Origin of the sequence: Streptomyces sp. NPDC093591 (assembly GCF_044764885.1) — a bacterium.
GTDB lineage: Bacteria > Actinomycetota > Actinomycetes > Streptomycetales > Streptomycetaceae > Streptomyces.
Genome location: NZ_JBIWIY010000002.1, coordinates 159,385 through 185,027, shown reverse-complemented (window position 1 = coordinate 185,027; position 25,643 = coordinate 159,385). Strand labels below are relative to the sequence as shown.

Sequence of the window (25,643 nt, the reverse complement as noted above, 5' to 3'; positions counted from 1 at the left end):
GGGGATCCGTATCAGCCACTGGAACGCGCGAACGGCACGCAACCCACGTCTGAGAGAATTGAGCCCGTGATCTCCCGAATCGATCTGCGCGGCGACGCCCTCCCCGAGGGCCCCGCCCTGCGCGACCTGCTGCCCCGAGCCGAGTTCGACGTTCAGGCCGCCCTGGAGAAGGTGCGTCCGATCTGCGAGGCCGTGCATCATCGGGGCGACGCGGCGCTGATCGACTTCGCGGAGAAGTTCGACGGGGTCAAGCTGGACCAGGTGCGGGTGGCGCCCGCCGCGCTCACGCGCGCGCTGGAGGAGCTCGACCCGGCCGTGCGCGCGGCCTTGGAGGAGTCGATCCGCCGCACCCGTCTCGTCCACCGCGAGCAGCGCCGTACGACGCACACGACCCAGGTCGTGCCGGGCGGATCGGTGACCGAAAAGTGGGTGCCGGTCGACCGGGTCGGGCTGTACGCGCCCGGCGGACGGGCCGTCTACCCGTCCTCCGTGATCATGAACGTCGTCCCGGCCCAGGAGGCCGGCGTCGAGTCCCTCGCCCTCGCCTCCCCGGCGCAGGCCGACTTCGGCGGCCTCCCGCACCCGACGATCCTCGCCGCGTGCGCGCTGCTCGGCGTCGACGAGGTGTACGCCGCCGGTGGCGCGACCGCCGTCGCGATGTTCGCGTACGGCACCGAGTCCTGCGCGCCCACCAACATGGTCACCGGTCCCGGCAACATCTGGGTCGCCGCCGCCAAGCGCTACTTCACCGGCAAGATCGGCATCGACGCAGAGGCGGGCCCGACCGAGATCGCGATCCTCGCCGACGCCACCGCCGACCCGGTGCACGTCGCCTCCGACCTGATCAGCCAGGCCGAGCACGACCCGCTCGCAGCCGCCGTCCTCGTCACCGACTCCGTGGAGCTCGCGGACGCGGTGGAGAAGGAACTGGAGCCGCAGGTCGCGGCCAGCAAGCACATCGACGACCGGATCGTCCCGGCCCTCAAGGGCAGGCAGTCCGCGATCGTCCTGGTCGACGGGGTCGAGGAGGGGCTCCGGGTCGTCGACGCGTACGGCGCCGAGCACCTGGAGATCCAGACGGCCGACGCGGCCGCCGTGGCCGACCGGGTACGCAACGCCGGCGCGATCTTCATCGGCCCCTGGGCGCCGGTCTCGCTCGGCGACTACGCCGCCGGGTCCAACCACGTGCTGCCGACCGGCGGCTGTGCCTGCCACTCCTCCGGCCTGTCCGTGCAGTCCTTCCTGCGGGGCATCCACATCGTCGACTACACGAAGGACGCGCTGGCCGAGGTCGCGCATCACGTGGTCACGCTGGCGGAGGCGGAGGACCTGCCGGCGCACGGCGCGGCGATCAAGGCGAGGTTTGTCGGAGACGAACAAATGTCGCGTGGCTGGAAGGTACCCGGAAGCAAGTGACTGGCATCGACGATCTCCCCGTACGGGACGAGCTGCGCGGCAAGTCCCCTTACGGCGCGCCCCAGTTGGACGTCCCCGTACGGCTGAACACCAACGAGAACCCCTACCCGCTGCCCGAGCCCCTGGTCGAGCGGATCGCCGAGCGCGTCCGTGAGGCGGCCCGCCACCTCAACCGCTACCCGGACCGGGACGCGGTCGAGCTGCGCACCCAGCTCGCCAAGTACCTGACGGACACGTCCGGTCACGAGGTGGGCCTCGCGAACGTCTGGGCGGCCAACGGCTCCAACGAGGTCCTGCAGCAGCTGCTGCAGACCTTCGGCGGACCGGGCCGTACGGCCATCGGCTTCGAGCCGTCGTACTCGATGCACGGCCTCATCTCGCGCGGTACCGGCACGGGCTGGATCTCCGGTCCGCGCAACGAGGACTTCACGATCGACCTCGAGGCCGCCGAGAAGGCGATCGCCGAGCACCAGCCCGACGTCGTCTTCATCACCACCCCCAACAACCCCACGGGCACCGCGGTCCCACCCGAGACCGTCCTCGCGCTGTACGAGGCCGCGCAGTCGGCGAAGCCGTCCATGGTCGTGGTCGACGAGGCGTACATCGAGTTCAGCCACGGCGACTCGCTGCTGCCACTGATCGAAGGCCGGCCGAATCTCGTCGTCTCCCGCACGATGTCCAAGGCCTTCGGCGCCGCCGGCCTGCGCCTCGGCTATCTCGCCGCGCACCCGGCGGTCGTGGACGCCGTCCAGCTCGTACGGCTGCCCTACCACCTGTCGGCCGTCACCCAGGCGACCGCCCTGGCCGCCCTGGAGCACACCGACACGCTGCTGAAGTACGTCGAACAGCTGAAGTCGGAGCGGGACCGGCTGGTGGGCGAGCTGCTCGCCATCGGCTACGACGTCACGCCGTCGGACGCCAACTTCGTGCAGTTCGGACGGTTCGAGGACGCGCACGCCGTCTGGCGGCAGATCCTCGACCGGGGCGTGCTGGTCCGGGACAACGGCGTGCCGGGGTGGTTGCGGGTGACCGCCGGAACTCCCGAAGAGAACGACGCGTTCCTCGACGCGGTACGTGAGTTGCAGTGTCTTGTGGGGGACGCCCCCACACCCCCGAAGGAGCAGAGCACATGAGCCGCGTTGGACGCGTGGAGCGGGTGACCAAGGAGACCTCGGTCCTCGTCGAGATAAACCTGGACGGCACGGGGCAGGTCGACGTGTCGACCGGCGTCGGCTTCTACGACCACATGCTCGACCAGCTCGGCCGGCACGGTCTGTTCGACCTGACCGTGAAGACCGAGGGCGACCTGCACATCGACTCGCACCACACCATCGAGGACACCGCCCTCGCGCTGGGCGCCGCCTTCAAGCAGGCGCTCGGCGACAAGGTGGGGATTTATCGATTCGGCAACTGCACGGTCCCGCTGGACGAGTCCCTCGCCCAGGTCACCGTCGACCTGTCCGGCCGCCCGTACCTCGTGCACACCGAGCCCGAGAACATGGCGCCGATGATCGGCGAGTACGACACCACGATGACCCGGCACATCCTGGAGTCCTTCGTCGCCCAGGCCCAGATCGCGCTGCACGTGCACGTGCCGTACGGGCGCAACGCCCACCACATCGTGGAGTGCCAGTTCAAGGCGCTGGCCCGGGCCCTGCGGTACGCGTCCGAGCGCGACCCGCGCGCGGCGGGCATCCTTCCCTCCACGAAGGGTGCCCTGTAACCCCATGAACGGGCTGTCCACCGTCCTGATCGTCGTCGGCCTCTTCCTCGTCGGCGGGATCATCTCGTTCGCCAAGCAGCAGATGCCGAAGAGCCTCATCGTGCTGCTCTCGATCGGCGCCGCGATGTGTCTCGTCGCGGGCATCCTGAGGCTGGAGGTGTGGAACTGATGAGCACCGTCGCGAAGAAGGTCGTCGTCTTCGACTACGGCTTCGGCAACGTCCGCTCCGCCGAACGCGCCCTCGCGCGCGCGGGCGCCGATGTCGAGATCACGCGCGACTTCGACAAGGCCATGAACGCCGACGGCCTGCTGGTGCCCGGCGTCGGCGCCTTCGCGGCCTGCATGCAGGGCCTGAAGGAGGCGCGCGGCGACTGGATCGTCGAGCGCCGGCTGGCCGGCGGGCGCCCGGTGATGGGCATCTGCGTCGGCATGCAGATCCTGTTCGCGCGGGGCATCGAGCACGGCGTCGAGACCGAGGGCCTCGGCGAGTGGCCCGGCTCGGTCGAGCCGCTCCAGGCCGACATCGTGCCCCACATGGGCTGGAACACCGTGGACGTGCCGGCCGGCACCGAACTGTTCGCCGGTCTGGACGCGGACGCGCGCTTCTACTTCGTGCACTCCTACGCGGTCCACGACTGGGCCCTGGAGGTGCACAACCCGCTGATGCAGGCACCCAAGGTCACCTGGTCGACGCACGGCAAGCCCTTCGTGGCCGCCGTGGAGAACGGCGCCCTGTGGGCCACGCAGTTCCACCCCGAGAAGTCCGGCGACGCCGGAGCGCAGCTGCTCACCAACTGGATCGGAACCCTGTAGAGACATGGCCAAGCTCGAACTCCTCCCCGCCGTCGACGTCCGCGACGGCCAGGCCGTCCGCCTCGTGCACGGCGAGTCCGGCACCGAGACCTCCTACGGCTCCCCGCTGGAGGCCGCCCTCGCCTGGCAGCGCTCGGGCGCCGAGTGGCTGCACCTGGTCGACCTGGACGCCGCGTTCGGCACCGGCGACAACCGGGAGCTGATCGCCGAGGTCGCGGGGGCGATGGACATCAAGGTCGAGCTGTCCGGCGGCATCCGCGACGACGCCTCCCTGGCCGCCGCCCTCGCCACCGGCTGCACGCGCGTGAACCTCGGCACGGCCGCCCTGGAGACCCCCGAGTGGGTCGCCAAGGTCATCGCCGAGCACGGCGACAAGATCGCCGTCGGCCTCGACGTACGCGGCACGACCCTGCGCGGCCGCGGCTGGACCCGCGACGGCGGCGACCTCTACGAGACGCTGGAGCGCCTCAACAGCGAGGGCTGCGCGCGGTACGTCGTCACCGACATCGCCAAGGACGGCACGCTCCAGGGCCCGAACCTGGAGCTGCTGAAGAACGTCTGCGCGGCGACGGACCGCCCCGTGGTCGCCTCCGGCGGCGTCTCGTCCCTGGACGACCTGCGGGCCATCGCCGAGCTGGTCCCGCTCGGTGTCGAGGGCTCGATCGTCGGGAAGGCCCTGTACGCGAAGGCGTTCACCCTGGAAGAGGCCCTGGAGGTTGTCTCGTCATGACGTCCGATGCCGTACGGCGTGTGCAGAGCGGAAGTCCCTGGGAAGAGTCCTTCGGGTTCGCACGCGCCGTCGCGGCGGGAGACCGCGTGCTGGTGGCCGGCACGACGTCCTTCAAGGGCGATGTGCTGTACGGCGAGGGCGACCCGTACGAGCAGGCCAGCGTGGCCTTCACCCATGCGGTCGAGGCGATCGGCGAGTTCGGGCTCGGCGTCGAGTCCGTCATCCGTACCCGGATGTACCTGACCCACGCACGGGACGTGGACGCCGTGGGCCGGGCCCACAAGGAGTTCTTCGACACGGTGCGCCCGGTCTCGACGTTGCTCGTCGTGGAGGGTTTCGTGGACTCGCGCATCCTGGTCGAAGTGGAAATAGAAGCATTCAGAGGCCGTGAGTAAGGAGCCGGTTTCATGACCCTGGCGGTCCGAGTCATCCCCTGCCTGGACGTGGACAACGGTCGGGTCGTCAAGGGCGTCAACTTCCAGAACCTGCGCGACGCGGGCGACCCCGTCGAGATGGCCAAGGTGTACGACGCCGAGGGCGCCGACGAGCTGACGTTCCTGGACATCACCGCGTCGTCGGGCAACCGCGAGACCACGTACGACGTGGTGCGTCGTACGGCCGAGCAGGTGTTCATCCCGCTGACGGTCGGCGGCGGCGTCCGCACGGCCGAGGACGTGGACAAGCTGCTGCGCGCGGGCGCCGACAAGGTGGGCGTCAACACCGCCGCCATCGCCCGCCCCGACCTGATCCGCGAGATCGCCGAGCGGTTCGGACGGCAGGTGCTGGTGCTGTCGGTCGACGCGCGGCGCACTCCTGAAGGCACCTTCGAGGTCACCACCCACGGCGGCCGCAAGGGCACCGGCATCGACGCCGTCGAGTGGGCGCACCGCGCCGCCGAGCTGGGCGCGGGCGAGATCCTGCTCAACTCGATGGACGCGGACGGCACGAAGGACGGCTACGACATCGAGATGATCGAGGCCGTACGCAAGCACGTGACGGTCCCGGTCATCGCCTCCGGCGGCGCCGGCAAGCTCGCCGACTTCCCGCCGGCCATCGAGGCGGGGGCGGACGCGGTGCTCGCGGCGTCGGTGTTCCACTTCGGGGATCTGCGGATCGGTGAGGTGAAGGACGCGTTGCGGGAGGCGGGGCAGCCCGTCCGCTGACGAGGAGCCCGAGCTGAGCCCCGGTCGAGCAGGCCGGGGCTTTCTCATCGGCAGATGCGAAAGAGAAGTTGCGCAAAATATATTGCGCAACTTTTCTTTCGTATCTAGGGTTGGGGCATGGCAAGCAAGGAGATCCGCCACATCACCGACCTGGGCACGCTCAAGGCCCTCGCGCACCCACTGCGCACGAAGCTCTACCGGCTGCTGTTCGTCGCCGAGGCGGCCACCGCCTCGCAGCTCGCCGAGCAGGTGGACGAGGCCGTCTCCCTGGTCAGCTACCACCTGCGCAAGCTCGCCGAGCACGGCCTCGTGGAGGAGGCCGAACCGCGCAGCGCCGACGCCAGGGAGCGCTGGTGGCAGCCCGCCTCGCAGGGCGTCAGCGTCCGCGACAAGGACTTCCAGGACGCCCCCGAGAAGGTGGCCGCCCACCTCGCGGCGTCACGGCTCTTCCAGGAACAGCGCTCCGAGATGTACCGCACCTACCTCGACGAGCGCGCCCACTGGGGCCCGGAGTGGAGCGCGGCCGCGCACGACTCCGAGTTGCTGCTGCGACTGACGGCCGGCGAACTGGCCGACTTGAAGAAGGACCTGCACGACGTGCTCAAGAGGTACGACGAGCAGGGGCGCGCCCGCGAGGCCGCCGGCGAGACCGAGGGGCGCGAGAACGTCGCCCTGCACATGTACGGCTTCCCGTTCCGCGTCTGAGAGAGGACACCCCTCCCGTGACCGCCACGCTCATAGCCGCGACCGACGTCGTCGACAGACCCGCCCACCGCGACCCCAACGTCCTGCGCTGGCTCGCCGCCTACACCGCCTCGATGATGGGCGACAGCGTCTACTACATCGCCCTCTCCTGGGCGGCCGTACAGGCCGGTTCGCCGTCCCAGGCCGGAGTGGTCATGGCGGTGAGCGCCCTGCCGCGGGCCCTGCTGATGCTGGGCGGGGGAGTGATCGCCGACCGGCTCGGGCCGCGCAGGGTCGTCATCGGCAGCGACGCGGTGCGCTGCGCGGCCGTCCTCGCGGTGGCCGGGCTGCTGTTCTTCACCACGCCCGGCCTGTGGCCGCTGGCCGCGCTCGCCCTGGTCTTCGGCACCGTCGACGCCGTGTTCACGCCGGCCGTGGGAGCGCTCCCCGCTCGCGTGACGACACGCGACCAGCTCGCGCGCGTGCAGGGCATGCGAGGCCTCGGGATCCGCTTCGCGATCGTCGTCGGCGCTCCGCTCGGCGGTCTCGGGGTCGCGGTCGGGGGCGCGGCGGCCGCGTTCGGCCTCGCCGGGCTGCTCATCGCGGTGTCGGTGCCGCTGCTGGTCTTCGTACGGGTGCGGGAGCTGCCCCCCGACGACAAGGCGGCCGCGCGGGGCGGCACCGCCTGGCGCGATCTGCTGGCCGGTCTCGGCTACATCCGCCGCCACCGGGTGCTCGCTCCACTGATGCTGGCCATCGCCCTCGGCGACCTCGGCTTCGTCGGCCCCCTCAATGTCGGCCTGACGCTGCTCGCCGACGAGCGGGGCTGGGGCGCCTCCGGAATGGGCTGGGTGCTCGCCGGTTTCGGCGTCGGCGCGGGTGCCGCGTCCCTGCTGCTGACCGTGCGCGGACGCCTGCCGCACGCCGGGCAGGTGGCGGGATGGGCGATCCTCGCGGGGTCGGTCGCGATCGGCGCCCTGGCCTTCGTGCCCGGCGTGCTCGCGGCCGTCGGCGTCGCCCTGCTCATCGGACTGCTCGCCGGGCTCAGCGGCGCCATGTGCGGCGCCCTGCTGCAGACCCAGGCCGACGCCGCCTATCTTGGCCGTGTCACCGCCGTCTCCGGGCTGGTCAGCCTCGGTTTCGCGCCGCTCAGCATGCCGCTGTCCGCCGCGGCCATCGGCGCCTGGGGCACCGGCCCGGTCTTCGTCGTCAGCGCGGCGGTGTGCGGGCTGGGCGGAGTGATCGCCCTGGGCGTGCCCGCCCTGCGCCGCGCCGAACTCCCGAAGTGACTTCTCAGATCCCCAGCTGCTTCCCCTCGTGCAGCTTCGTGATCGCGTCCTTGTCGCCGTCCAGTTCGACCTTGGCGGCGTCCTGGCGGCCGTAGGCGAAGAGCAGCAGTTCCGACGGCTCGCCGGTCACCGTGACGACCGGCGTGCCCCGGTGGGCGACCGCCGTCTGGCCGTTCGGGCGGCGCAGCACCAGTCCCGTGGGCGTGCCGCGGCCCATCAGGCGGGCGGAACGCTCCAGGCGGGACCAGAGGGCGTCCTGGAAGACCGGGTCGAGTTCGCGGGGCGTCCAGTCCGGCTGGGCGCGGCGGACGTCCTCGGTGTGGACGTAGAACTCGATCGTGTTCGACAACTCGTCGATCTGCTTGAGCTGGAACGGCGAGAAGCGCGGCGGGCCGGTGCGGATGAGCTGGATCAACTCCTCGTAGGGCTTCGCCGCGAACTCCTCCATCGCCTTGTCCAGGCGCGGCGCGAGCTGCTTGATCAGCATGCCGGCGGCGGCGTCGGGGCGGCGCTCGCGCACCACCACGTGCGCGGCGAGATCGCGGGTCGTCCATCCCTCGCAGAGGGTGGTGGCGTCCGGGCCCTCGGCCTCCAAGAGGTCGGCCAGGAGAAGTCGTTCACGCTTGGCGAAGGTCGACATGCAGTCAGCCTACGACTGCGTATGAGGTCCGCCCAGTGGACACCTCGCGGTCACTGTCAGTGGCGCGCGGCACAATGGCATGCATGACCATCAGCACGCCCCGTCAGCCCAGCCGGCTGGACCCCGAGATCGCCGCGCGCCTCAAGCGCAGCGCGGACGGGCTCCTGCCCGCCATCGCCCAGCAGTACGACACCGGAGAGGTGCTGATGCTCGGCTGGATGGACGACGAGGCGCTGCACCGCACGCTCACCACCGGCCGCTGCACCTACTGGTCGCGCAGCCGCCGGGAGTACTGGGTCAAGGGCGACACCTCAGGCCACTTCCAGTGGGTCAAGTCCGTCGCCCTCGACTGCGACGCCGACACGGTGCTCGTCAAGGTCGACCAGGTCGGCGCCGCCTGCCACACGGGCGCGCGCACCTGCTTCGACGTGGACGTGCTGCTCAAGGAGACCGAGGGCGCCGATTCCGGCGTGCCGGTCTCGGATCAGTAAGGTCGGCCGCCATGGACCTCGAGACGTTCCGCAAGCTGGCCACCGACCGCCGAGTCATCCCGGTCACCCGCAAGCTCCTCGCCGACGGCGACACCCCGGTCGCGCTCTACCGCAAGCTCGCCGCCGAGCGCCCCGGCACGTTCCTCCTGGAGTCCGCGGAGAACGGCCGGACTGCCTTTCAATGGTCTCGCTACTCGTTCGTGGGCGTACGGTCCGCGGCGACGCTGACCGAGCGCGACGGACAGGCCCACTGGCTCGGCACCCCGCCCGTCGGTGTCCCCGTCGAGGGCGACCCGCTCGCCGCCCTGCGCGCCACCATCGAGGCCCTGCACACCCCCCGCGACCTGGCCCACGACCTGAACCTGCCGCCCTTCACCGGCGGCATGGTCGGCTACCTCGGCTACGACATCGTGCGCCGCCTGGAGAAGATCGGCCCCGGCGAGCGGGACGACCTGGGGCTGCCCGAGCTGACCATGCTGCTCACCAGTGACCTCGCCGTCATGGACCACTGGGAGGGCTCCGTCCTACTGATCGCCAACGCGATCAACCACAACGACCTCGACACCGGCGTCGACGAGGCCTACGCCGACGCGATCGCCCGCCTCGACGCCATGCAGGCAGACCTCTCCCGCCCGGTCGCCCAGCCGCCCGCCGTGCTCCCGCCCTCCGAGCTCCCCGACTACACGGCCCTGTGGGGCGGCGAGGACTTCCAGGAGGCCGTCGAGGACATCAAGGAGCGCATCCGGGCCGGCGAGGCCTTCCAGGTCGTCCCCTCCCAGCGCTTCGAAACGCCGTGCAGCGCGAGCGCGTTGGACGTCTACCGGGTCCTCCGGGCGACCAACCCCTCGCCGTACATGTACCTCTTCCGCTTCGACGGCTTCGACGTCGTCGGATCGTCCCCCGAAGCCCTGGTCAAGGTCGAGGACGGGCAGGCCATGGTCCACCCCATCGCCGGGACGCGCTGGCGCGGAGCCACCCCGCAGGAGGACCAGGCCCTCGCCGACGAACTGCTCGCCGACCCCAAGGAACGCGCCGAGCACCTCATGCTGGTCGACCTCGGCCGCAACGACCTCGGGCGGGTCTGCGAGCCGGGCTCGGTCGAGGTGGTCGACTTCATGTCCATCGAGCGCTACTCCCACGTGATGCACATCGTCTCCACGGTGACGGGACGCGTGGCACCCGGCCGCACGGCCTTCGACGTCCTGACGGCCTGCTTCCCGGCCGGCACGCTCTCCGGCGCGCCCAAGCCCCGCGCGATGCAGATCATCGACGAACTCGAGCCGTCCAGGCGGGGGTTGTACGGCGGCTGCGTCGGCTACCTCGACTTCGCGGGCGACTCCGACACGGCCATCGCGATCCGTACGGCCCTGCTGCGCGACGGCACGGCCTACGTCCAGGCCGGCGCCGGCATCGTCGCCGACTCCGACCCGGTCGCCGAGGACACCGAGTGCCGGAACAAGGCGGCGGCGGTACTGCGGGCGGTACACACGGCGAACCGACTCACGTGAGCCAGGGGGGCCGAACCCGAGTGGCCCCTCTCACCGAACCCCGGGTGACCGATCGTTCGGGGTCCGGGTGATAGTGGAGTACGTGACTGCTGTTCCTCACCCCCGTTCCGAAGCCCCCGGTTCCGCCCGGGCCGGCCGTATGAGTCTTGCCGTTGCCCTGCTGTGCGGCGCGCTCGGCGCGGCCGTGGCGCTGCTCGCCACCCGGCAGCGCTGGTCGGAGGGCACCGTGACGGTGGCCGGCGGCCCGTTCCCGCTGGTCGCCAAGGGCAGCGACGTCACGGGCGTCCCCGCGGCCCTGGCCATAGTGGGACTCGCCGCGCTCGTCGCCGTCTTCGCCGTCCGTAGGGCCGGCCGCTTCATGGTCGCCGCCCTGCTCGCGCTCTCCGGCGCCGGCACGGTCGCCGCGGCCCTGCTCGGCGCCTCCGACAGCTCCGCGCTGGACGAGAAGGCCGCGCAGGCCTCCGGCGACACCTCGGCCACCGTCCAGGCCCTCACCCACACCGCATGGCCGTACGTCGCGGCCGTCGGCGGCGCCCTGATCCTGCTCGCCGGACTACTGGCCCTGCGCTACGGCCGCCTGTGGCCGGGGATGTCCGGCCGCTACGAGCGCGGCGGCGCCCCACGGCAACGCCGCAAGGCCCCGGCCGTCGACCCCGACCGGCCCGAAGAGCTCTGGAAGGCCCTCGACCGGGGCGAGGACCCGACCAGCGCGTAGCGCTCCGCCAGGAGGCCGGTGACCAAACGTGCGGGCCGGTGGGGGCTGGGCGCGCCCGCGCGGTGGCAGCCGCATATCGACACAGCCCCGCGCCCCTTGGCGGCGTGGCAGCCCCCGGGGTCGACTCGTGAGGGCTACCCCCGATCACCTCATCGTCACGCGTGCGGGACAATGACAGCGAGCGTCCGCTCACCCACGTACAACACGTACACAGCAACGAGGAGCAAGCAATGGCGGGCAGCAGCCACGGTCACACCCCGGCCGCCTGGACCGGTGTCACGATCGCCTTCATCGGTTTCTGCGTCTCGGGCGCCTTCATGGTGATGGCCCAGCCCGCGGGTTTCTGGGCCGGCCTGGGCGTCGTGGTCCTCGGCGGCGTCGTCGGCTGGATCATGAGCGCTATGGGCATGGGCCAGCCGAAGGACGCTCACAAGGCGCTGCTCACGACGCAGGAGCGCGAGACGGCGGCCGTCGAGAGCTGAGAGCCGTACGGCTTCGCCGAGGGGCGACCCGGCACCGATGGGTGCCAGGGGCGCCCCTCCCGCGTGTTCGGAGGGGACAATGCAGGACGTGAACGCCGACAACCGCAGGCCGACCCGGTCCGGCGCCGTGCTGGGGCGACTGGCCGGCCCGGCGGCGGTGCTCGCGGCCGTCGCCGGCGCCTTCGCGTACGTGGGGACCGTGGACCCGAACGAGCCCGGCCACTACCCGGCCTGTCCGCTCCTGCGGTTCACCGGCATCTACTGCCCCGGCTGCGGCGGACTGCGCAGCGCGCACGCCGTCGTCCACGGGGACTTCGCGGCGGCCCTCCAGGACAACGCGCTCGCTGTCGTGGGCTATGTGCTCTTCGCCGTGGTGTGGACCGTCTGGGTGGTCCGGGCGGTACGGGGGCGGCCGTTCAGCCTGGTTCTCTCGCCGGTGCAGCTGCGGGCCGCCGGGGCGTTGCTGCTGGTCTTCACCGTTGTCCGGAACCTGCCGTTCGGTGGCTGGCTACACCCTTGATCAACTGGAGAACGTCCAGGTAGTGGGACCGGCGTCAACTGGATGCGAGGCCTACGCCCACCTCCGGATACCATCGCAGTGACCATAGTTTTTCGCACCGCTTTCACAACCGACCGTCTGGAAGGGGGCCGCTCGCGTGAGTGTGCTCGACGAGATCATCGACGGAGTCCGTGCCGACCTCGCGGAGCGGCAGGCGCGCGTCAGCCTCGACGAGCTCAAGGAGCGCGCGGCGAAGGCTCCCGCGGCCAAGGACGGGGTCGCCGCTCTGAAGGGCGACGGCGTCAAGGTCATCTGTGAGGTCAAGCGCTCCAGCCCCTCAAAGGGCGCGCTGGCCGCGATCGCCGACCCGGCCGGACTCGCCGCGGACTACGAGGCGGGCGGCGCGGCCGTCATCTCCGTCCTGACGGAGCAGCGGCGCTTCGGCGGCTCGCTGGCCGACCTGGAGGCGGTCCGCGCGCGCGTGGACATCCCGGTCCTGCGCAAGGACTTCATCGTCACGTCGTACCAGCTGTGGGAGGCCCGGGCATACGGCGCCGACCTCGCCCTGCTGATCGTCGCGGCCCTCGACCAGTCGGCGCTGGAGTCGCTGATCGAGCGTGCCGTGTCCATCGGCCTGACCCCGCTGGTCGAGGTGCACGACGAGGACGAGGTCGAGCGTGCCGTGGACGCGGGCGCGAAGATCATCGGTGTCAACGCGCGGAACCTGAAGACCCTGGAGGTCGACCGCGGGACGTTCGAGCGCGTCGCGCCCGAGATCCCGTCCGGCCTCGTCAAGGTGGCCGAGTCCGGCGTCCGGGGCCCGCACGACCTCATCGCGTACGCCAACGCCGGCGCCGACGCGGTCCTGGTCGGCGAGTCCCTGGTCACGGGCAAGGACCCGAAGACGGCGGTCGCCGACCTGGTGGCGGCGGGCGAACATCCCGCATTGCGGCACGGTCGCGGCTGATCACCCGCTAGGCTTGCCTCCGATGACTCTCCTGACCACCCTGACGTCCCGGGACCCGTACGCCCGCCTCGCGCGCGGCTGCCGGCCCCGAGGCTGCCGTGCACCGGCACGCCGCGTGCACGGCCGCAGGGTCAGGTACGTCATCGGTGACGAACCTGGGCAGGTAAACGGCCGTCGATGGCAGCGCCCCTTCAGGGGCGCGGGGCTCTGTTTGATTTGCGGCTACCGCCGCGCGGGCGCGACCAGCCACACCTGGCCCGCAGTCAACTGACAACCCCCCCGCCCCACGGCGATTAGTGTCCTTTCACACACTCACCGTGAGGTTTCCGCATGCCCAGCGACTTCTTCATCCCCGACCCGGAGGGGCAAGTCCCCAGCGCCGAAGGCTACTTCGGCGCGTTCGGCGGCAAGTTCATCCCGGAGGCCCTCGTCGCCGCCGTGGACGAGGTGGCCGTCGAGTACGACAAGGCCAAGCACGACCCCGAGTTCGCCCGCGAGCTCGACGACCTGCTGGTCAACTACACCGGCCGCCCCAGCTCCCTCACCGAGGTCCCCCGCTTCGCCGAACACGCCGGTGGCGCGCGCGTGTTCCTCAAGCGCGAGGACCTCAACCACACCGGCTCCCACAAGATCAACAACGTGCTCGGCCAGGCCCTGCTCACGAAGCGCATGGGCAAGACCCGGGTCATCGCCGAGACCGGTGCCGGTCAGCACGGCGTCGCGACCGCGACGGCCTGCGCGCTGTTCGGCCTCGACTGCACGATCTACATGGGCGAGATCGACACCCAGCGCCAGGCCCTCAACGTGGCCCGGATGCGCATGCTCGGCGCCGAGGTCATCGCCGTGAAGTCCGGCAGCCGCACGCTCAAGGACGCCATCAACGAGGCGTTCCGCGACTGGGTGGCGAACGTCGACCACACGCACTACCTCTTCGGTACGGTCGCCGGCCCGCACCCCTTCCCCGCCATGGTCCGCGACTTCCACCGCGTGATCGGCGTCGAGGCGCGCCGTCAGCTCCTGGAGCGCGCCGGCCGCCTCCCCGACGCCGCCGTCGCCTGCGTCGGCGGCGGCTCCAACGCCATCGGTCTCTTCCACGCCTTCATCCCCGACACGGACGTACGCCTCATCGGCTGCGAGCCCGCCGGGCACGGCGTCGAGACCGGTGAGCACGCGGCCACGCTGACCGCGGGCGAGCCCGGCATCCTGCACGGCTCCCGCTCCTACGTCCTGCAGGACGAGGAGGGCCAGATCACCGAGCCCTACTCGATCTCGGCCGGTCTGGACTACCCGGGCATCGGCCCCGAGCACTCCTACCTCAAGGACAGTGGACGCGGCGAGTACCGCGCGATCACCGACGACGCGGCCATGCAGGCCCTGCGCCTGCTGTCGCGCACCGAGGGCATCATCCCGGCCATCGAGAGCGCACACGCGCTGGCCGGCGCCCTGGAGGTCGGCCGCGAGCTGGGCAAGGACGGGCTGATCGTGGTCAACCTGTCCGGGCGTGGCGACAAGGACATGGACACCGCCGCGCGCTACTTCGGCCTGTACGACACCGATGCCGAAGTCGCCGCCAACGCAGCCGATGTCGCGGAGATCGAGGGGGACGCCAAGTGAGCGGCAACATCCAGCTGTTGACGGACACCCTCGCCGGTGCCAAGGCCGAGGGCCGCTCCGCCCTCATCGCCTACCTCCCGGCCGGGTTCCCCACCGTGGACGGCGGCATCGAGGCGATCAAGGCCGCCCTCGACGGCGGCGCGGACGTCGTGGAGGTCGGGCTGCCGCACAGCGACCCCGTCCTCGACGGCCCCGTCATCCAGACCGCCGACGACATCGCCCTGCGCGGCGGCGTCAAGATCGCGGACGTCATGCGCACGGTCAAGGAGGCCCACGAGGCCACCGGGAAGCCGATCCTCGTCATGACGTACTGGAACCCCATCGACCGCTACGGCGTCGAGCGCTTCACCGCCGAGCTGGCCGAGGCGGGCGGCGCGGGCTGCATCCTGCCCGACCTGCCCGTGCAGGAGTCGGAGCTGTGGAGGGAGCACGCCGAGAAGCACGGGCTCGCGACGGTCTTCGTCGTGGCGCCCAGCAGCAAGGACGAGCGGCTCGCACGGATCACGGCGGCGGGCAGCGGGTTCGTCTACGCCGCCTCGCTGATGGGCGTCACCGGCACCCGCGAGTCCGTGGGCGCGCAGGCGCAGGACCTGGTCGAGCGCACCCGGGCCACCGGCACCGACCTGCCCGTCTGCGTCGGGCTCGGCGTCTCCAACGCCGACCAGGCTGCCGAGGTCGCCGGCTTCGCCGACGGTGTGATCGTCGGCTCGGCCTTCGTCAAGCGGATGCTGGACGCGCCGGACGACGCGGCCGGCGTCGAGGCCGTGCGCGCGCTCGCCGGCGAGCTGGCGAAGGGCGTGCGCGGGCAGGCGTAGGAAGCGTCCCGCGGCCGTAGGGGACATCTTCAGAAGAAGGTCATTCCGTACGAGTCGCTCGAACGGGTGGACCTGAGGCCGGGGAGGCGCGCTGCGCCTCCCCGGTTCGTTCCTGCGGGTGTGAGCGAAAAGAATCGTGAGGGAAAGCGGACCGCCCGGGAGCGGCTGGCGGTCGAGCGGGAGAAGCAGAAGGCCGCCGACAAGCGGCGCCGTACGCTGATCGTCGGCGCGAGCGTCGTCTGCGTCCTGGGACTCGCGGCGGTGGTCGGGGTCGTCGCGGCGAACGCGGGCAAGGACGACGGCAGTGACTCGGCGGGGCCGGTGGTCGGGCCCTCGGGCGCACAGGGCAAGGACGGGCTCGCGATCCCGGTGGGGGAGACGAGCGCCAAGTCGACGCTCACCGTCTGGGAGGACTTCCGCTGCCCGGCCTGCAAGTCCTTCGAGGACGCGTACAGATCGACGATCCACGAGCTGACGGAGTCCGGCAAGCTCAAGGTCGACTACCACCTGGCGACGATCATCGACGGCAACATGGGCGGCACCGGCTCGCGCAACGCGGCCAATGCCGCGGCCTGCGCCCAGGACGTCGGGAAGTTCACGCCGTACCACGACGTGCTCTACCAGAACCAGCCTCCCGAGGTCGACGACGCCTTCGCCAAGAACAGCAAGCTCCTGGAGCTCGCGGCCAAGGTCAAGGGCCTGGACACGCCCGCCTTCCGCAAGTGCGTCGAGGACGGCACGCACAACAGCTGGGTCAACAAGTCCAACGAGGCGTTCCAGAAGGGCGGCTTCAGTGGCACGCCGACGGTGCTGCTGAACGGCAAGAACATCTACCAGGACCAGACGATGACGCCGGCGAAGCTGAAGCAGATGGTGGAGGAGGCCGCCAAGGGGTGACGCGCCGCCTGTTATGGACCCGTAGCCGGGCTGCCTGCCATCGCTGCCGCCCGGCAGGGTAGCGTCGACCTTGCCATGGAACTTGCCTACATTCCCAGCCCGTCGCGCGGGGTGCTGTACCTCGGCCCCATCCCGCTGCGCGGCTACGCGTTCTGCATCATCATCGGTGTCTTCGTAGCCGTCTGGCTCGGCAACAAACGCTGGGTCGCCCGCGGCGGGCGGGCCGGCACGGTGGCCGACATCGCGGTCTGGGCCGTGCCCTTCGGCCTGGTCGGCGGGCGCCTCTACCACGTGATCACGGACTACGAGCTGTACTTCAGCGAGGGCCGCGACTGGGTGGACGCCTTCAAGATCTGGGAGGGCGGCCTCGGCATCTGGGGCGCGATCGCGCTCGGCGCGCTGGGCGCGTGGATCGGCTGCCGCCGCCGCGGCATCCCGCTGCCCGCGTACGCCGACGCCGTCGCCCCCGGCATCGCCTTCGCGCAGGCGCTCGGACGCTGGGGCAACTGGTTCAACCAGGAGCTGTACGGCCGGGAGACCGACCTTCCCTGGGCGCTGAAGATCACGTCCTCGACGGACGGGCGGGTGCCGGGCTTGTACCACCCGACGTTCCTGTACGAGTCCCTGTGGTGCATCGGCGTCGCGCTGCTGGTGATCTGGGCCGACCGCCGCTTCAAGCTGGGGCACGGGCGGGCGTTCGCCCTGTACGTCGCCGCGTACTGCTCGGGCCGCGCGTGGATCGAGTACATGCGGGTCGACGACGCCCACCACATCCTGGGTGTGCGGCTGAACGTCTGGACCGCGCTGATCGTGTTCCTGCTCGCGGTGACGTACCTCGTGGTGTCGGCGAACAAGCGGCCGGGCAGGGAAGCCGTGGTCGAGCCTGGTGCCGCTGCCTCCGGCGGCGAGGCCGACGGTGAGGGCGAGGGCGGTACCGAGGCCGACGCCGGGAAGGCCGACGAGACGGCCGAGGGCGAGAAGGCCGAGGCGGACGCGTCGGACGCGGAGGACGAGAAGGAACCCGGCGACAAGGCCGAGTCGGCGACGAAGAAGACGTGACGCTTGGCTCTACGTGATGAGGGCGCTCGGGACTGTCCGGGCGCCCTCGTCGTGTGTCGGCCCGGTCAGCGCCTGCGGGCCAGTGACAGGGTCCGCTGGGCCGCTGCCACCACCGCCGCGTCGATGAAGGTTCCGTCCCGCAGTGCCTGGGCGCCGTGTTCCGTCGCCGCTGCCTTGAGGATCGTCTCCGCCTGTTCCAGTTCCGCCTCCGTGGGAAGGTAGGCCCGTTCGATCACCGGGAGTTGGCGGGGGTGGATGGCCGCCCGGCCCAGGAAGCCCAGGGTGCGGCCGTGGGCGCAGGACGCCGCCAGGCCCTCCAGGTCGCGGATGTCCGGGTGGACGGACTGGGGTGGAGGCGGCAGGCCGGCCGCTCTGGCCGCCACGATGACGCGCGAGCGGGACCAGTCGAGGCCCTCGTCCTCGCGTACGCCCAGGTCGGCCCGTAGATCCGCCTCGCCCAGGGAGATACCGCGCAGGGAAGGGTGGGCGGAGGCGATCGCGTAGGCGTGTTCGATGCCGACGGCTGTTTCGAGGAGGGCGTACAGCGGGGGTGTCCTGCCGAGGGTTTCCACGATGCAGGTGATCTGCTCGGCCGACGTCACCTTCGGCAGGCGGAGGCCGGAGACGCCCGGCAGGTGTGCCACCGCCCACAGGTCCGCCGGTGCCAGCGGACCGGCCAGGGCGTTCACCCGGACATGGACGGGTACCGGTTGCGGCTGGGAGAGAAGTTCGGCCGTGGCCTCGCGGGCGTACTCCTTGCGGTCGGGGGCGACCGCGTCCTCCAGGTCGATCACGACGACGTCCGCTCCGGAGACGAGCGCCTTCGCCACCACCCGGGGCCGGTCGCCCGGCGCGTACAGCCAGGTGAGGGGGCAGGCCGTCACAGGGCACCCTCCTCGCGCAGGGCCTCCAGTTCGGTGGGCGTCAGGCCCAGGCCGGTGAGGATCTCGTCCGTGTCCGCGCCATGCGGGCGGCCCGGCCAGCGGATCGTGCCGGGGGTGGCGGAGAGGCGGAAGAGGACGTTCTGCATGCGCAGGGAGCCGAGTTCGGGGTCGTCGACGGTGGTGATCGTGCCGAGGGCCGCGTACTGCGGGTCGGTCATCACATCGCGGACGTCCTGGATCGGGGCCACCGCCGCCTCCGCCTTCTCGAAGGCCGCGAGGACGTCGGCGCGGGTGTGGCGGGCGATCCAGTCGCCGACCGCCTTGTCGAGGACGTCGGCGTGGCGGGCACGGTCCGCGCCCGTCGCGAACCACGGTTCGTCGATCAGGTCCGGGCGCCCCACCAGGTGCATCACGCGCTCGGCGATCGACTGGGCGGAGGTGGAGACGGCGACCCAGGTGCCGTCCGCGGTGCGGTAGGTGTTGCGCGGGGCGTTGTTGGCGGAGCGGTTGCCGGTGCGCTCCTGGACGTAGCCGAGCTGGTCGTACCAGGTCGGCTGGGGGCCGAGGGCCAGCAGCATCGGCTCGATGAGGGCCATGTCGACGACCTGGCCCTCGCCGGTGCGGTCGCGGGCGGCCAGTGCCGTCAGCACCGCGTACGCGGTCGCGAGGCCGGCGATCGAGTCGGCCAGGCCGAAGGGCGGCAGGGTCGGGGGCGCGTCCGGTTCGCCGGTGAGCGCGGCGAAGCCGCTCATCGCCTCGGCGAGGGTGCCGAAGCCGGGGCGGTGGGCGTAGGGGCCGAACTGGCCGAAGCCGGTGACGCGGGTGAGGATCAGGCGGGGGTTGGCGGCGGAGAGCTCCGGCCAGCCGAGGTCCCATTTCTCCAGGGTGCCCGGGCGGAAGTTCTCGATGACGACGTCCGCGGTGGCGGCCAGGCGCAGGAGGGTGGCGCGGCCGCCGGGCTTGGAGAGGTTCAGGGTGATCGTGCGCTTGTTGCGGCCCAGGACCTTCCACCACAGGCCGACGCCGTCCTTCGACGGGCCGTGGCCGCGGGAGGGGTCCGGCTTCGCGGGGTGCTCGACCTTGATGACCTCCGCGCCGAAGTCGCCGAGCATCGTGGCGGCGAGAGGGCCGGCGAAGAGGGTGGCGAGGTCGAGGACGCGCAGGCCGGTCAGGGGAGGGGGAGAAGCGGTACGCGGCGGGGCAGGGGCGGTAGAGGACTCGGGGCCGGGCGCGTTCATGAGGCGTACCGCGCGTCGATCTCGGGGCGGTACGGCATCGACACCGAGGCGCCCTCCCGCTGTACCGACAGCGCCGCGGCCTCTGCCGCCCACGCCAGCGCCTCGGGCATCGGCCGTCCCTCGCCGAGTGCCACCGCGAGGGCGCCTACGAAGGTGTCACCGGCGCCGGTGGAGTCGACCGCGGTGACCTTGGGCGCCGGGACGGCCACGGGGTCGGCGCCGCGGGTGGCGTACAGGCTGCCTGCCGCGCCCAGCGTGACGACCACCTCGGGCACCAGGTCGAGCAGCCCGATGGCCGCCTCACGCGGGTCGGTGCGGCCGGTGAGGGTGGTGGCCTCGTGCTCGTTGGGGACCAACAGGTCGACGGCGGTGAGGAGTTCGTCCGGGAGCGGCTTCGCGGGGGACGGGGTGAGGACCGTACGGACGCCGTGGCGGTGGGCCGCCTGGGCGCCGGCGATGACCGCGGGCAGCGGGATCTCCAACTGGAGCAGCAGGATGTCGGCGGAGGCGATGACGCCCTCGTCGCCGGGGCTCAGGTGGTCCAGCGTGCCGTTCGCGCCGGGGATCACGACGATCGCGTTGCCGCCCTCGTCGTCCACGACGATGTGCGCGGTGCCGGACGGGCCCTCCGCCGTGCGGAGGTCGTCGGTGTCGACGCCGGAGTGTTCGAGATTGGAGCGCAGGCGGGTGCCGAAGGCGTCGTTGCCGACGGCGCCGATCATCGTGACGGTGCCGCCGGCGCGGGCCGCCGCGATCGCCTGGTTGGCGCCCATGCCGCCGGGGATCGTACGGAACTCCCGGCCCGTCACGGTCTCCCCGCGTTGCGGGGCCTTCTCGACGTAGGTGACGAGGTCCATGTTCGTGCTGCCGAGCACGACGATGTCGGTCATGGGCGAGTGGCCTCCAAGGGGGTGAGTTCGTGGGTGAGTTGGGCCAAGGCGTCGAAGCCGGTGCCGTTGAAGTCGGCGACGGAGGTGGCGAGGCGGTTCTTGAGGGGGGCCGTCCAGCGGTCGGGGAGGGCGGCGGGGGTGCCGGTGAGGAGGGCGGCGATGCCGCCGGCCGTCGCGCCGTTGGAGTCCGTGTCCCAACCTCCTGATACGGCACGGCAGATGGAGCCGGTGAAGTCACCGTCGGCGTGGGTGAGGGCGGCGGTGATCAGGGCGGTGTTGGGGATGGCGTGGACCCAGTGGTGGGTGGGGGAGTAGGTGGCGTGGAGTGCGTCGACGATCGTGTCGAAGTCCTCGTGGGTTTGCGCCAGTCGGATGGCGTGGCGGATGGCCTGGGAGAGGCGGGAGTTCGCGGGGATCACCGTGAGGCCGGTGCTCAGGCAGTCGTGGATGGCGTGGGAGCCGGTCGCTGTCGCTGCCTGTGCGATGGCCGCCGCCGTGAACATCGCCGCGTAGACGCCGTTCGCGGTGTGGGTGAGGGTGGCGTCCCGGTGCGCCTGTTCGGCTGCGGCGGCGGGGTCGCCCGGGTTGGTCCAGCCGTGGACGTCCGCGCGGATGAGGGCACCGATCCACTCGCGGAAGGGGTTGCGGTGGCGGGCCGTGTGCGGGGGTTCGATGCCGAGGAGGAGGTTGCGGTGGGCGATGCGTTCGGCCGTGAAGGTACGGCCGGGTGGGAGTTCGTCGAGCCAGAGGCGGGCTACGTCGGTGGTGGTGAAGGCTTTGCCGTGGCGCTGGATGAGGAGGAGGTTGAGGAGGGGGTAGTTGAGGTCGTCGTCCTCGGGCATGCCGTCGATGTTTTCGGCGAGGGAGGTTTTCGCTGAGCGGCGGTTCCAGGGGTATTCCGCGGCCAGTTCCCCGGGGACTCCCTTGGCGGTGAAGTACGTGGTCAGGGGCCAGTTGCCGGTTGCTTCGGCCAGTTGGCGGATGGCTTCGAGGGGGAGTTTCTCGACGGGTTTGCCCAGGAGGCAGCCGACCGCCCTGCCCAGCCAGGCGGCTTCGTAGGGGGCGGCCCCGGCCGCACGACCGCCCTCGGCCTGTGACGGCCAGTTCGGGCAGAGGGACTTGATCTTCTCCAGGTCCGTCGGCTCGTCGTCCTGCAAGCTGCTGGGCAGGTCCGCCAGTTCATCCAGCAAGTCCTTGGCCAGCGTCCGAAGATATTGCGACGCCGGCTCCGGTGACGCACCCGCGCGCAACGGTGCCTCCCCGCCGCCCGCCGCCCTCCACCGCGCCGCGATTGCCGACGGCTCGCGGCCGTCCAGGGCCGCCTGTCGCAGCTCATGGCCGATCAGGTCCTCCGGTTGGACCCACGTCAGTCGGAGCATCCTGAGCCTCCCAGCTCCCTGAACGCCGCTTCGTGCGCGCGGCGTCGGCGTACGTCCCGTTCGTGGATCTCCCTCGTCACCTCGGTCAGCGCGCGCGGCGGTTCCCAGAGGTCCAGGCGGCTGGCTTCCGCGACCGTCTTCGACCAGTTCTCGGGGACCGGTGAGCCGAGGGCGCCGGCCAGGGCGCCGGCCATCGTGGCGATCGAGTCGCAGTCCCGGCCGTAGTTCACCGCGCCCAGCACCGATGCGCGGTAGTCGCCGTTCGCCACGACCAGCATCCCCAGCGCGACGGGGAGTTCCTCGATCGCGTGCAGGCGGGAGGGGCGGCGGGCGCCGAGGGAAGGCTGTCGGTAGTCGGGGCCCACCGTGTCGTACGGGGTCACCGCCTCCCGGATCGGGGCCAGGGCCGACTCGAAGTCCGTGTAGTGGCTCGCCGCTTCGCAGACCCTCTCGATCGCCGCCCTCGTGCCGTCCTTCGCCAGGGACAGGCAGGCCGTGACGATCGAGTCCGGTGTCGCCCCGGGGGCGCATGCCGCCGCCACCGCGGCCGCGAAGACACCCGCCGCCTCGCGGCCGTACGACGACTGGTGGGCGCCCGCGATGTCCAGCGCCTCGGCGTACGCGGCCCTCGGGTCGGCGGCGTTGACCAGGCCGACCGGGGCCATGTACATCGCCGCACCGCAGTTGACGATGTTGCCGACGCCCGCCTCGCGGGGGTCCACGTGGCCGTAGTGGAGGCGGGCCACCAGCCATTTCTCCGCCAGGAAGATCCGCTGGAGGAGGAGGGCCTCCGACTCCAGTTCCGGGATCCAGCGCGGGGCCGTCATCAGGTCCGGGACCAGGTGGTCGGCGATGGCGTACGCGTCGAGGTGGTCGCGGACCGTGGCGTAGACGCGGACCAGTGCGTGCGTCATCAAGGTGTCGTCGGTGACGTGGCCGTCGCCCTTGTGGTACGGCGCGATGGGGCGGGCCGTGCGCCAGGCGTCGCCGTTCCAGGGGCCGACGATGCCGTGGACGCGGCCGCCGTGGCGCTGAATGATCTGGTCGGGGGAGTAGCCCTCCACCGGGCCTCCGAGGGCGTCGCCGACCGCCGCGCCGACCAGGGCGCCGGTGATCCGCTCGTCCAGACGCGGACCACTGCTTTCTTCTGCTTTGGGCGTCATGCCCCGAATCATCCTCCTGGTCGGGCCGGTTGCGTGGCTTCCAGGAGTTCGGCGAGTTCCACCAGGTCGGTGCCGGTGAGCCGGGGGAGTACGCAGCCGGAGAGGGTGCGGCAGGTGTCGCGCCAGGACGCGGGGATCGACGTACCGCCGCCGAGTGCGCCTGTCAGCGCGCCCGCCAGGGCCGGTGCCGAGTCCGCCACCCGGGAGAGGCACGCGGCTGCGGGCACCGCTTCGGCGATACGGCCCTCTGCGGCGACCGCGAGGGCCAGGGCGACCGGGACCGTCTCCGCTGCCGCGATGCCGTAGCTGTAGACGTGGTCGACGATTTGGTGTTCGAGGAGGGGGATCAGGGCGAAGGCGCTGTCGGCGGCCTCGGCGAGCTTCAGGGCGTGGCGGGCGTTGCGGCCGATCTCCGTTTCCTCGGGGAGTTCGGTCAGTGCCGCTGCCACACAGGCCGCGGTGTCCGCGCCGGTCAGGGCGAGGGCGAGGGCCGCCGCCATCGCCCTGGCGCCGTGTACGCCGTCGCCGTCCTGGGTGTAGCGGGCGTCGAACTCGGCCAGGTCGGCGGCGGCGCGGGGGTCGCCGGGGTGGGCCACGGCGAGGACGCACGCCCTTACGCAGGCCGCGTCGTCGAAGTAGTGCGGGTTGTCGTGGCCGGTGGCGGGTGGGCGCAGGCCGGTCGCGAGGTTGCCGAGGCCGGCGCGGACGGAGATGCGGGCGCGCAGGGGGAGGATGGCCGACTCGACCTCGGGGGCGCGGTCCGCCGCGGCGGCGACTTCGTCGGCCACGGCGGTCCAGGTCAGGTCGATCGCGGTTCGGGTGCGGCGTTCTCGGCTCAGGTCGCCCAGGGCGGTGTCGTCGCCGGCTCGTAGAACTGCTTCGGCTGCGAAGGCCGCCCATTCGGCGTCGTCGGAGGGGCCCAGGCGGAGGGGTTCGGGGGGTTGGTTGAGGGCGATGGGGACGGGGAGGGTGGTGGTCGCGTTCTGCTCGGCGAAGGTGTCGAGTTCGCGGGTGAGGCGGCGGGTCCAGTCGGGCATGCGGGCGGCTCTGTGGCGGGCGGCGGGCCAGCCGGCGGCGTCGCCTGCGGCCAGGCCCAGGAGGAGGCCGAGGATGCGTTGACCGGCCTCGGCTTCGCCTTCGGCCGGTTGTTTCCCGCCCGCACCATCCGTGCGACTTTCGTCTTCGGGTGCGGGTGGCCCCAGTGGGGCGTGCTCGCCGTCGGCGGCCGCGGGTTCGTGGGGTTGTGTGAGAGTCGTGCCGTCCACAGCCGTGTGTTCGGGTGGCTGTGTGAGCAGCGTGGGCTCGGCTTCGGGGGTGGTCGTCGGGGTGCCCTCGTCCCATGGGGTGGGCGGGGTCATCGTCGGGCTCCGGTGCGTGGCGTCGGCGCCTCAGCCGTCGTCAGTCCCCCTGTCACCCATTTCCTGTCCTCCCCCGGCACCAGCAACTCCGCCACGTCCAGCACGTGATGCCCGGCCATCGACGGCAGACAGCTCCCCCGCGCCGCCCCGATCGCCGCCGCCCACTCCGTCGGGATCGCCGACGCCCCCTGCGTCGCACCCGCCAACGCCCCGGCCACCGCGGCCGTCGTGTCCGCGTCCCGGCCCATGTTCACGGCCGTGAGGACCGCCTGGACGAAGTCGCCGTCCGCCGCCGCGTACGCCCCGAAGGCCAGTGCGACCGCCTCGGGGGCCAGGTCGGTCCAGGGGTAGCCACCGATCACGATCGCGGAGCGGACCGCGCGCTCGCCGCGGTGGGCCACCGCCACGGCGCGGCGCAGGGAACGGGCCGTCCAGGAGTCGTCCGGGATGACGGCCAGGGCTGAGGCCACCACCGCGATCGTCGGCGCCCCGGCCATCGCCGCCGCCACGCCCGCCGCCACCGCCTGGCCGCCGTAGATGCCCTCGCCGTCGTGGCTCACCGAGCCGTCGATGGCCACCAGGCGGGCCGCCTCGGCCGGGCGGCCCGCCGCGAAGACGCCGAAGGGGGCCGCTCGCATGGCGAGGCCGTCGCTCCAGGCGTGGCGGTGCTGGGCCGAGATGGGGGCCGCGAGGCCTCGGCGGAGGTTCTCCAGCGTCCCGCGTTCACTGAAACCGGCGCCCCGGAAGGGGCCTTCCGAACGGTCCGCGATCCACTCGTGCCAGGCCGTCTCCACATGGGCCGGGGTGAGGGCCGAACCGTGGCGGGCGAGGAGGAGACCCGAGAAGATCGCGTACTCGGTGTCGTCCGTGCCGGCCGGGTTGTCGGTGACGAATCCCGTGATGCGGCCCCAGCGGGCGCGGATCTCGGAGGGCTTCATGTTCTCCGCCGGGGCGCCCAGCGCGTCACCGACCGCCAGGCCCAGCATCGCGCCGCGTGCCCGGTCGCGGAGTTCGGCGGCGTCCCCGGGCTCCGGGACCGAGGGAATGCAGGCGATGGATGGCATGCGCGGCCTCTCCTCCGGGGGCTCCGCCCAGGGCGCGGAGCCCTTTGCGGATGTGTCCCACCGTCGGCGGTTGACCTGAGCCTCGGAGGCCTCAGTGTCACCCGGTCGACATTTGTGCAGGGAACGCTACGAATGAGCGTTCTAGGAAAAACCGCAGGTTAG

29 protein-coding genes are annotated in these 25,643 nt (G+C 71.7%); 21 read left to right on the top strand and 8 right to left on the bottom strand.

Features of this window, described 5'->3' with window-relative positions:
• The first annotated feature begins 66 nt into the window (after positions 1–66).
• The 10 genes from hisD to ACIREI_RS04210 all read left to right on the top strand — a co-directional run bounded on the left by hisD (position 67) and on the right by ACIREI_RS04210 (position 7,818).
• The gene (gene hisD, locus ACIREI_RS04255) at positions 67–1,416 is read left to right on the top strand and encodes a histidinol dehydrogenase (protein ID WP_403327191.1); all 1,350 of its coding nucleotides are present in this window, start codon (positions 67–69) and stop codon (positions 1,414–1,416) included.
• The gene (locus ACIREI_RS04250) at positions 1,413–2,549 is read left to right on the top strand and encodes a histidinol-phosphate transaminase (RefSeq protein WP_403327189.1); all 1,137 of its coding nucleotides are present in this window, start codon (positions 1,413–1,415) and stop codon (positions 2,547–2,549) included. Before hisD ends, ACIREI_RS04250 begins: the two co-directional genes overlap by 4 nt.
• Positions 2,546–3,139, top strand: a complete 594-nt coding sequence (gene hisB, locus ACIREI_RS04245; RefSeq protein WP_403327187.1) for an imidazoleglycerol-phosphate dehydratase HisB — start codon at positions 2,546–2,548, stop codon at positions 3,137–3,139. The genes ACIREI_RS04250 and hisB overlap by 4 nt, the downstream gene beginning before the upstream one ends.
• A gap of 4 nt (positions 3,140–3,143) precedes the next feature.
• Positions 3,144–3,308: a hypothetical protein gene (locus tag ACIREI_RS04240; protein WP_033318048.1), complete on the top strand. Its 165-nt coding sequence runs from the start codon at positions 3,144–3,146 to the stop codon at positions 3,306–3,308.
• On the top strand, positions 3,308–3,952 hold the full coding sequence (hisH, locus tag ACIREI_RS04235) for an imidazole glycerol phosphate synthase subunit HisH (RefSeq protein WP_403327185.1): 645 nt from the start codon (positions 3,308–3,310) through the stop codon (positions 3,950–3,952). The genes ACIREI_RS04240 and hisH overlap by 1 nt, the downstream gene beginning before the upstream one ends.
• Before the next feature lie 4 nt (positions 3,953–3,956).
• Positions 3,957–4,682 (top strand): bifunctional 1-(5-phosphoribosyl)-5-((5-phosphoribosylamino)methylideneamino)imidazole-4-carboxamide isomerase/phosphoribosylanthranilate isomerase PriA, encoded by a 726-nt coding sequence (gene priA / locus ACIREI_RS04230; RefSeq protein ID WP_403327183.1) that lies wholly within the window; start codon positions 3,957–3,959, stop codon positions 4,680–4,682.
• The gene (locus ACIREI_RS04225) at positions 4,679–5,077 is read left to right on the top strand and encodes a RidA family protein (RefSeq protein WP_403327181.1); all 399 of its coding nucleotides are present in this window, start codon (positions 4,679–4,681) and stop codon (positions 5,075–5,077) included. Before priA ends, ACIREI_RS04225 begins: the two co-directional genes overlap by 4 nt.
• Positions 5,078–5,089: 12 nt before the next feature.
• Positions 5,090–5,845 (top strand): imidazole glycerol phosphate synthase subunit HisF, encoded by a 756-nt coding sequence (hisF, locus tag ACIREI_RS04220; RefSeq protein WP_403327179.1) that lies wholly within the window; start codon positions 5,090–5,092, stop codon positions 5,843–5,845.
• Positions 5,846–5,962: 117 nt separating this feature from the next.
• Complete coding sequence (locus ACIREI_RS04215; protein ID WP_403327177.1) at positions 5,963–6,550, top strand: ArsR/SmtB family transcription factor; 588 nt, start codon at positions 5,963–5,965, stop codon at positions 6,548–6,550.
• A 17-nt stretch (positions 6,551–6,567) separates the two neighbouring features.
• Positions 6,568–7,818: an MFS transporter gene (locus ACIREI_RS04210; RefSeq protein WP_403327175.1), complete on the top strand. Its 1,251-nt coding sequence runs from the start codon at positions 6,568–6,570 to the stop codon at positions 7,816–7,818.
• Between the two features lie 4 nt (positions 7,819–7,822).
• Here ACIREI_RS04210 and ACIREI_RS04205 read toward each other — a convergent pair whose 3' ends face one another.
• The gene (locus ACIREI_RS04205; protein WP_403327173.1) at positions 7,823–8,458 is read right to left on the bottom strand and encodes a TIGR03085 family metal-binding protein; all 636 of its coding nucleotides are present in this window, start codon (positions 8,456–8,458) and stop codon (positions 7,823–7,825) included.
• Between the two features lie 74 nt (positions 8,459–8,532).
• Between ACIREI_RS04205 and hisI the strand changes: the two genes are divergently transcribed.
• The 11 genes from hisI to lgt all read left to right on the top strand — a co-directional run bounded on the left by hisI (position 8,533) and on the right by lgt (position 17,505).
• On the top strand, positions 8,533–8,949 hold the full coding sequence (gene hisI, locus ACIREI_RS04200; protein WP_403327171.1) for a phosphoribosyl-AMP cyclohydrolase: 417 nt from the start codon (positions 8,533–8,535) through the stop codon (positions 8,947–8,949).
• A gap of 11 nt (positions 8,950–8,960) precedes the next feature.
• Positions 8,961–10,457: an anthranilate synthase component I gene (locus ACIREI_RS04195; protein ID WP_403327169.1), complete on the top strand. Its 1,497-nt coding sequence runs from the start codon at positions 8,961–8,963 to the stop codon at positions 10,455–10,457.
• A gap of 73 nt (positions 10,458–10,530) precedes the next feature.
• The gene (locus ACIREI_RS04190; RefSeq protein ID WP_403327168.1) at positions 10,531–11,172 is read left to right on the top strand and encodes a TIGR02234 family membrane protein; all 642 of its coding nucleotides are present in this window, start codon (positions 10,531–10,533) and stop codon (positions 11,170–11,172) included.
• 230 nt (positions 11,173–11,402) lie between these two features.
• Complete coding sequence (locus tag ACIREI_RS04185) at positions 11,403–11,654, top strand: HGxxPAAW family protein (protein WP_403327166.1); 252 nt, start codon at positions 11,403–11,405, stop codon at positions 11,652–11,654.
• Positions 11,655–11,733: 79 nt separating this feature from the next.
• Positions 11,734–12,174, top strand: coding sequence for a DUF2752 domain-containing protein (locus ACIREI_RS04180; RefSeq protein WP_403327164.1), 441 nt, complete (start codon positions 11,734–11,736; stop codon positions 12,172–12,174).
• 136 nt (positions 12,175–12,310) lie between these two features.
• Positions 12,311–13,120 (top strand): indole-3-glycerol phosphate synthase TrpC, encoded by an 810-nt coding sequence (gene trpC, locus ACIREI_RS04175; RefSeq protein ID WP_403327162.1) that lies wholly within the window; start codon positions 12,311–12,313, stop codon positions 13,118–13,120.
• A 22-nt stretch (positions 13,121–13,142) separates the two neighbouring features.
• Positions 13,143–13,391: a tryptophan biosynthesis modulator TrpM gene (gene trpM / locus ACIREI_RS04170; RefSeq protein ID WP_403327160.1), complete on the top strand. Its 249-nt coding sequence runs from the start codon at positions 13,143–13,145 to the stop codon at positions 13,389–13,391.
• A 59-nt stretch (positions 13,392–13,450) separates the two neighbouring features.
• The gene (trpB, locus tag ACIREI_RS04165; protein ID WP_403327158.1) at positions 13,451–14,734 is read left to right on the top strand and encodes a tryptophan synthase subunit beta; all 1,284 of its coding nucleotides are present in this window, start codon (positions 13,451–13,453) and stop codon (positions 14,732–14,734) included.
• Positions 14,731–15,549, top strand: coding sequence for a tryptophan synthase subunit alpha (gene trpA / locus ACIREI_RS04160; protein ID WP_403327156.1), 819 nt, complete (start codon positions 14,731–14,733; stop codon positions 15,547–15,549). The genes trpB and trpA overlap by 4 nt, the downstream gene beginning before the upstream one ends.
• 120 nt (positions 15,550–15,669) lie before the next feature.
• Complete coding sequence (locus tag ACIREI_RS04155; protein ID WP_403327154.1) at positions 15,670–16,446, top strand: DsbA family protein; 777 nt, start codon at positions 15,670–15,672, stop codon at positions 16,444–16,446.
• A 75-nt stretch (positions 16,447–16,521) separates the two neighbouring features.
• The gene (lgt, locus tag ACIREI_RS04150) at positions 16,522–17,505 is read left to right on the top strand and encodes a prolipoprotein diacylglyceryl transferase (RefSeq protein WP_403327152.1); all 984 of its coding nucleotides are present in this window, start codon (positions 16,522–16,524) and stop codon (positions 17,503–17,505) included.
• A gap of 65 nt (positions 17,506–17,570) precedes the next feature.
• On the opposite strand, the gene ACIREI_RS04145 is transcribed toward lgt, so the two are convergent.
• From ACIREI_RS04145 to ACIREI_RS04115, 7 genes are read right to left on the bottom strand one after another with little or no spacing between them, the layout of a single operon-like run.
• The gene (locus ACIREI_RS04145) at positions 17,571–18,389 is read right to left on the bottom strand and encodes an HpcH/HpaI aldolase/citrate lyase family protein (RefSeq protein ID WP_403327150.1); all 819 of its coding nucleotides are present in this window, start codon (positions 18,387–18,389) and stop codon (positions 17,571–17,573) included.
• Positions 18,386–19,627 carry a CaiB/BaiF CoA transferase family protein gene (locus tag ACIREI_RS04140; protein ID WP_403327148.1) on the bottom strand — a complete coding sequence of 414 codons (1,242 nt, stop codon included), beginning with the start codon at positions 19,625–19,627 and terminating at the stop codon, positions 18,386–18,388. Before ACIREI_RS04140 ends, ACIREI_RS04145 begins: the two co-directional genes overlap by 4 nt.
• A complete protein-coding gene (gene rbsK / locus ACIREI_RS04135) occupies positions 19,624–20,517 on the bottom strand; it encodes a ribokinase (protein ID WP_403327146.1) in 894 nt (297 codons plus the stop codon). The genes ACIREI_RS04140 and rbsK overlap by 4 nt, the downstream gene beginning before the upstream one ends.
• Complete coding sequence (locus ACIREI_RS04130; protein WP_403327144.1) at positions 20,514–21,896, bottom strand: ADP-ribosylglycohydrolase family protein; 1,383 nt, start codon at positions 21,894–21,896, stop codon at positions 20,514–20,516. Before ACIREI_RS04130 ends, rbsK begins: the two co-directional genes overlap by 4 nt.
• Positions 21,884–23,059 carry an ADP-ribosylglycohydrolase family protein gene (locus tag ACIREI_RS04125; protein ID WP_403327142.1) on the bottom strand — a complete coding sequence of 392 codons (1,176 nt, stop codon included), beginning with the start codon at positions 23,057–23,059 and terminating at the stop codon, positions 21,884–21,886. Before ACIREI_RS04125 ends, ACIREI_RS04130 begins: the two co-directional genes overlap by 13 nt.
• A gap of 8 nt (positions 23,060–23,067) precedes the next feature.
• Positions 23,068–24,417, bottom strand: coding sequence for an ADP-ribosylglycohydrolase family protein (locus ACIREI_RS04120; protein ID WP_403327140.1), 1,350 nt, complete (start codon positions 24,415–24,417; stop codon positions 23,068–23,070).
• The gene (locus tag ACIREI_RS04115) at positions 24,414–25,481 is read right to left on the bottom strand and encodes an ADP-ribosylglycohydrolase family protein (RefSeq protein ID WP_403327138.1); all 1,068 of its coding nucleotides are present in this window, start codon (positions 25,479–25,481) and stop codon (positions 24,414–24,416) included. The genes ACIREI_RS04120 and ACIREI_RS04115 overlap by 4 nt, the downstream gene beginning before the upstream one ends.
• Positions 25,482–25,643 lie beyond the last annotated feature (162 nt).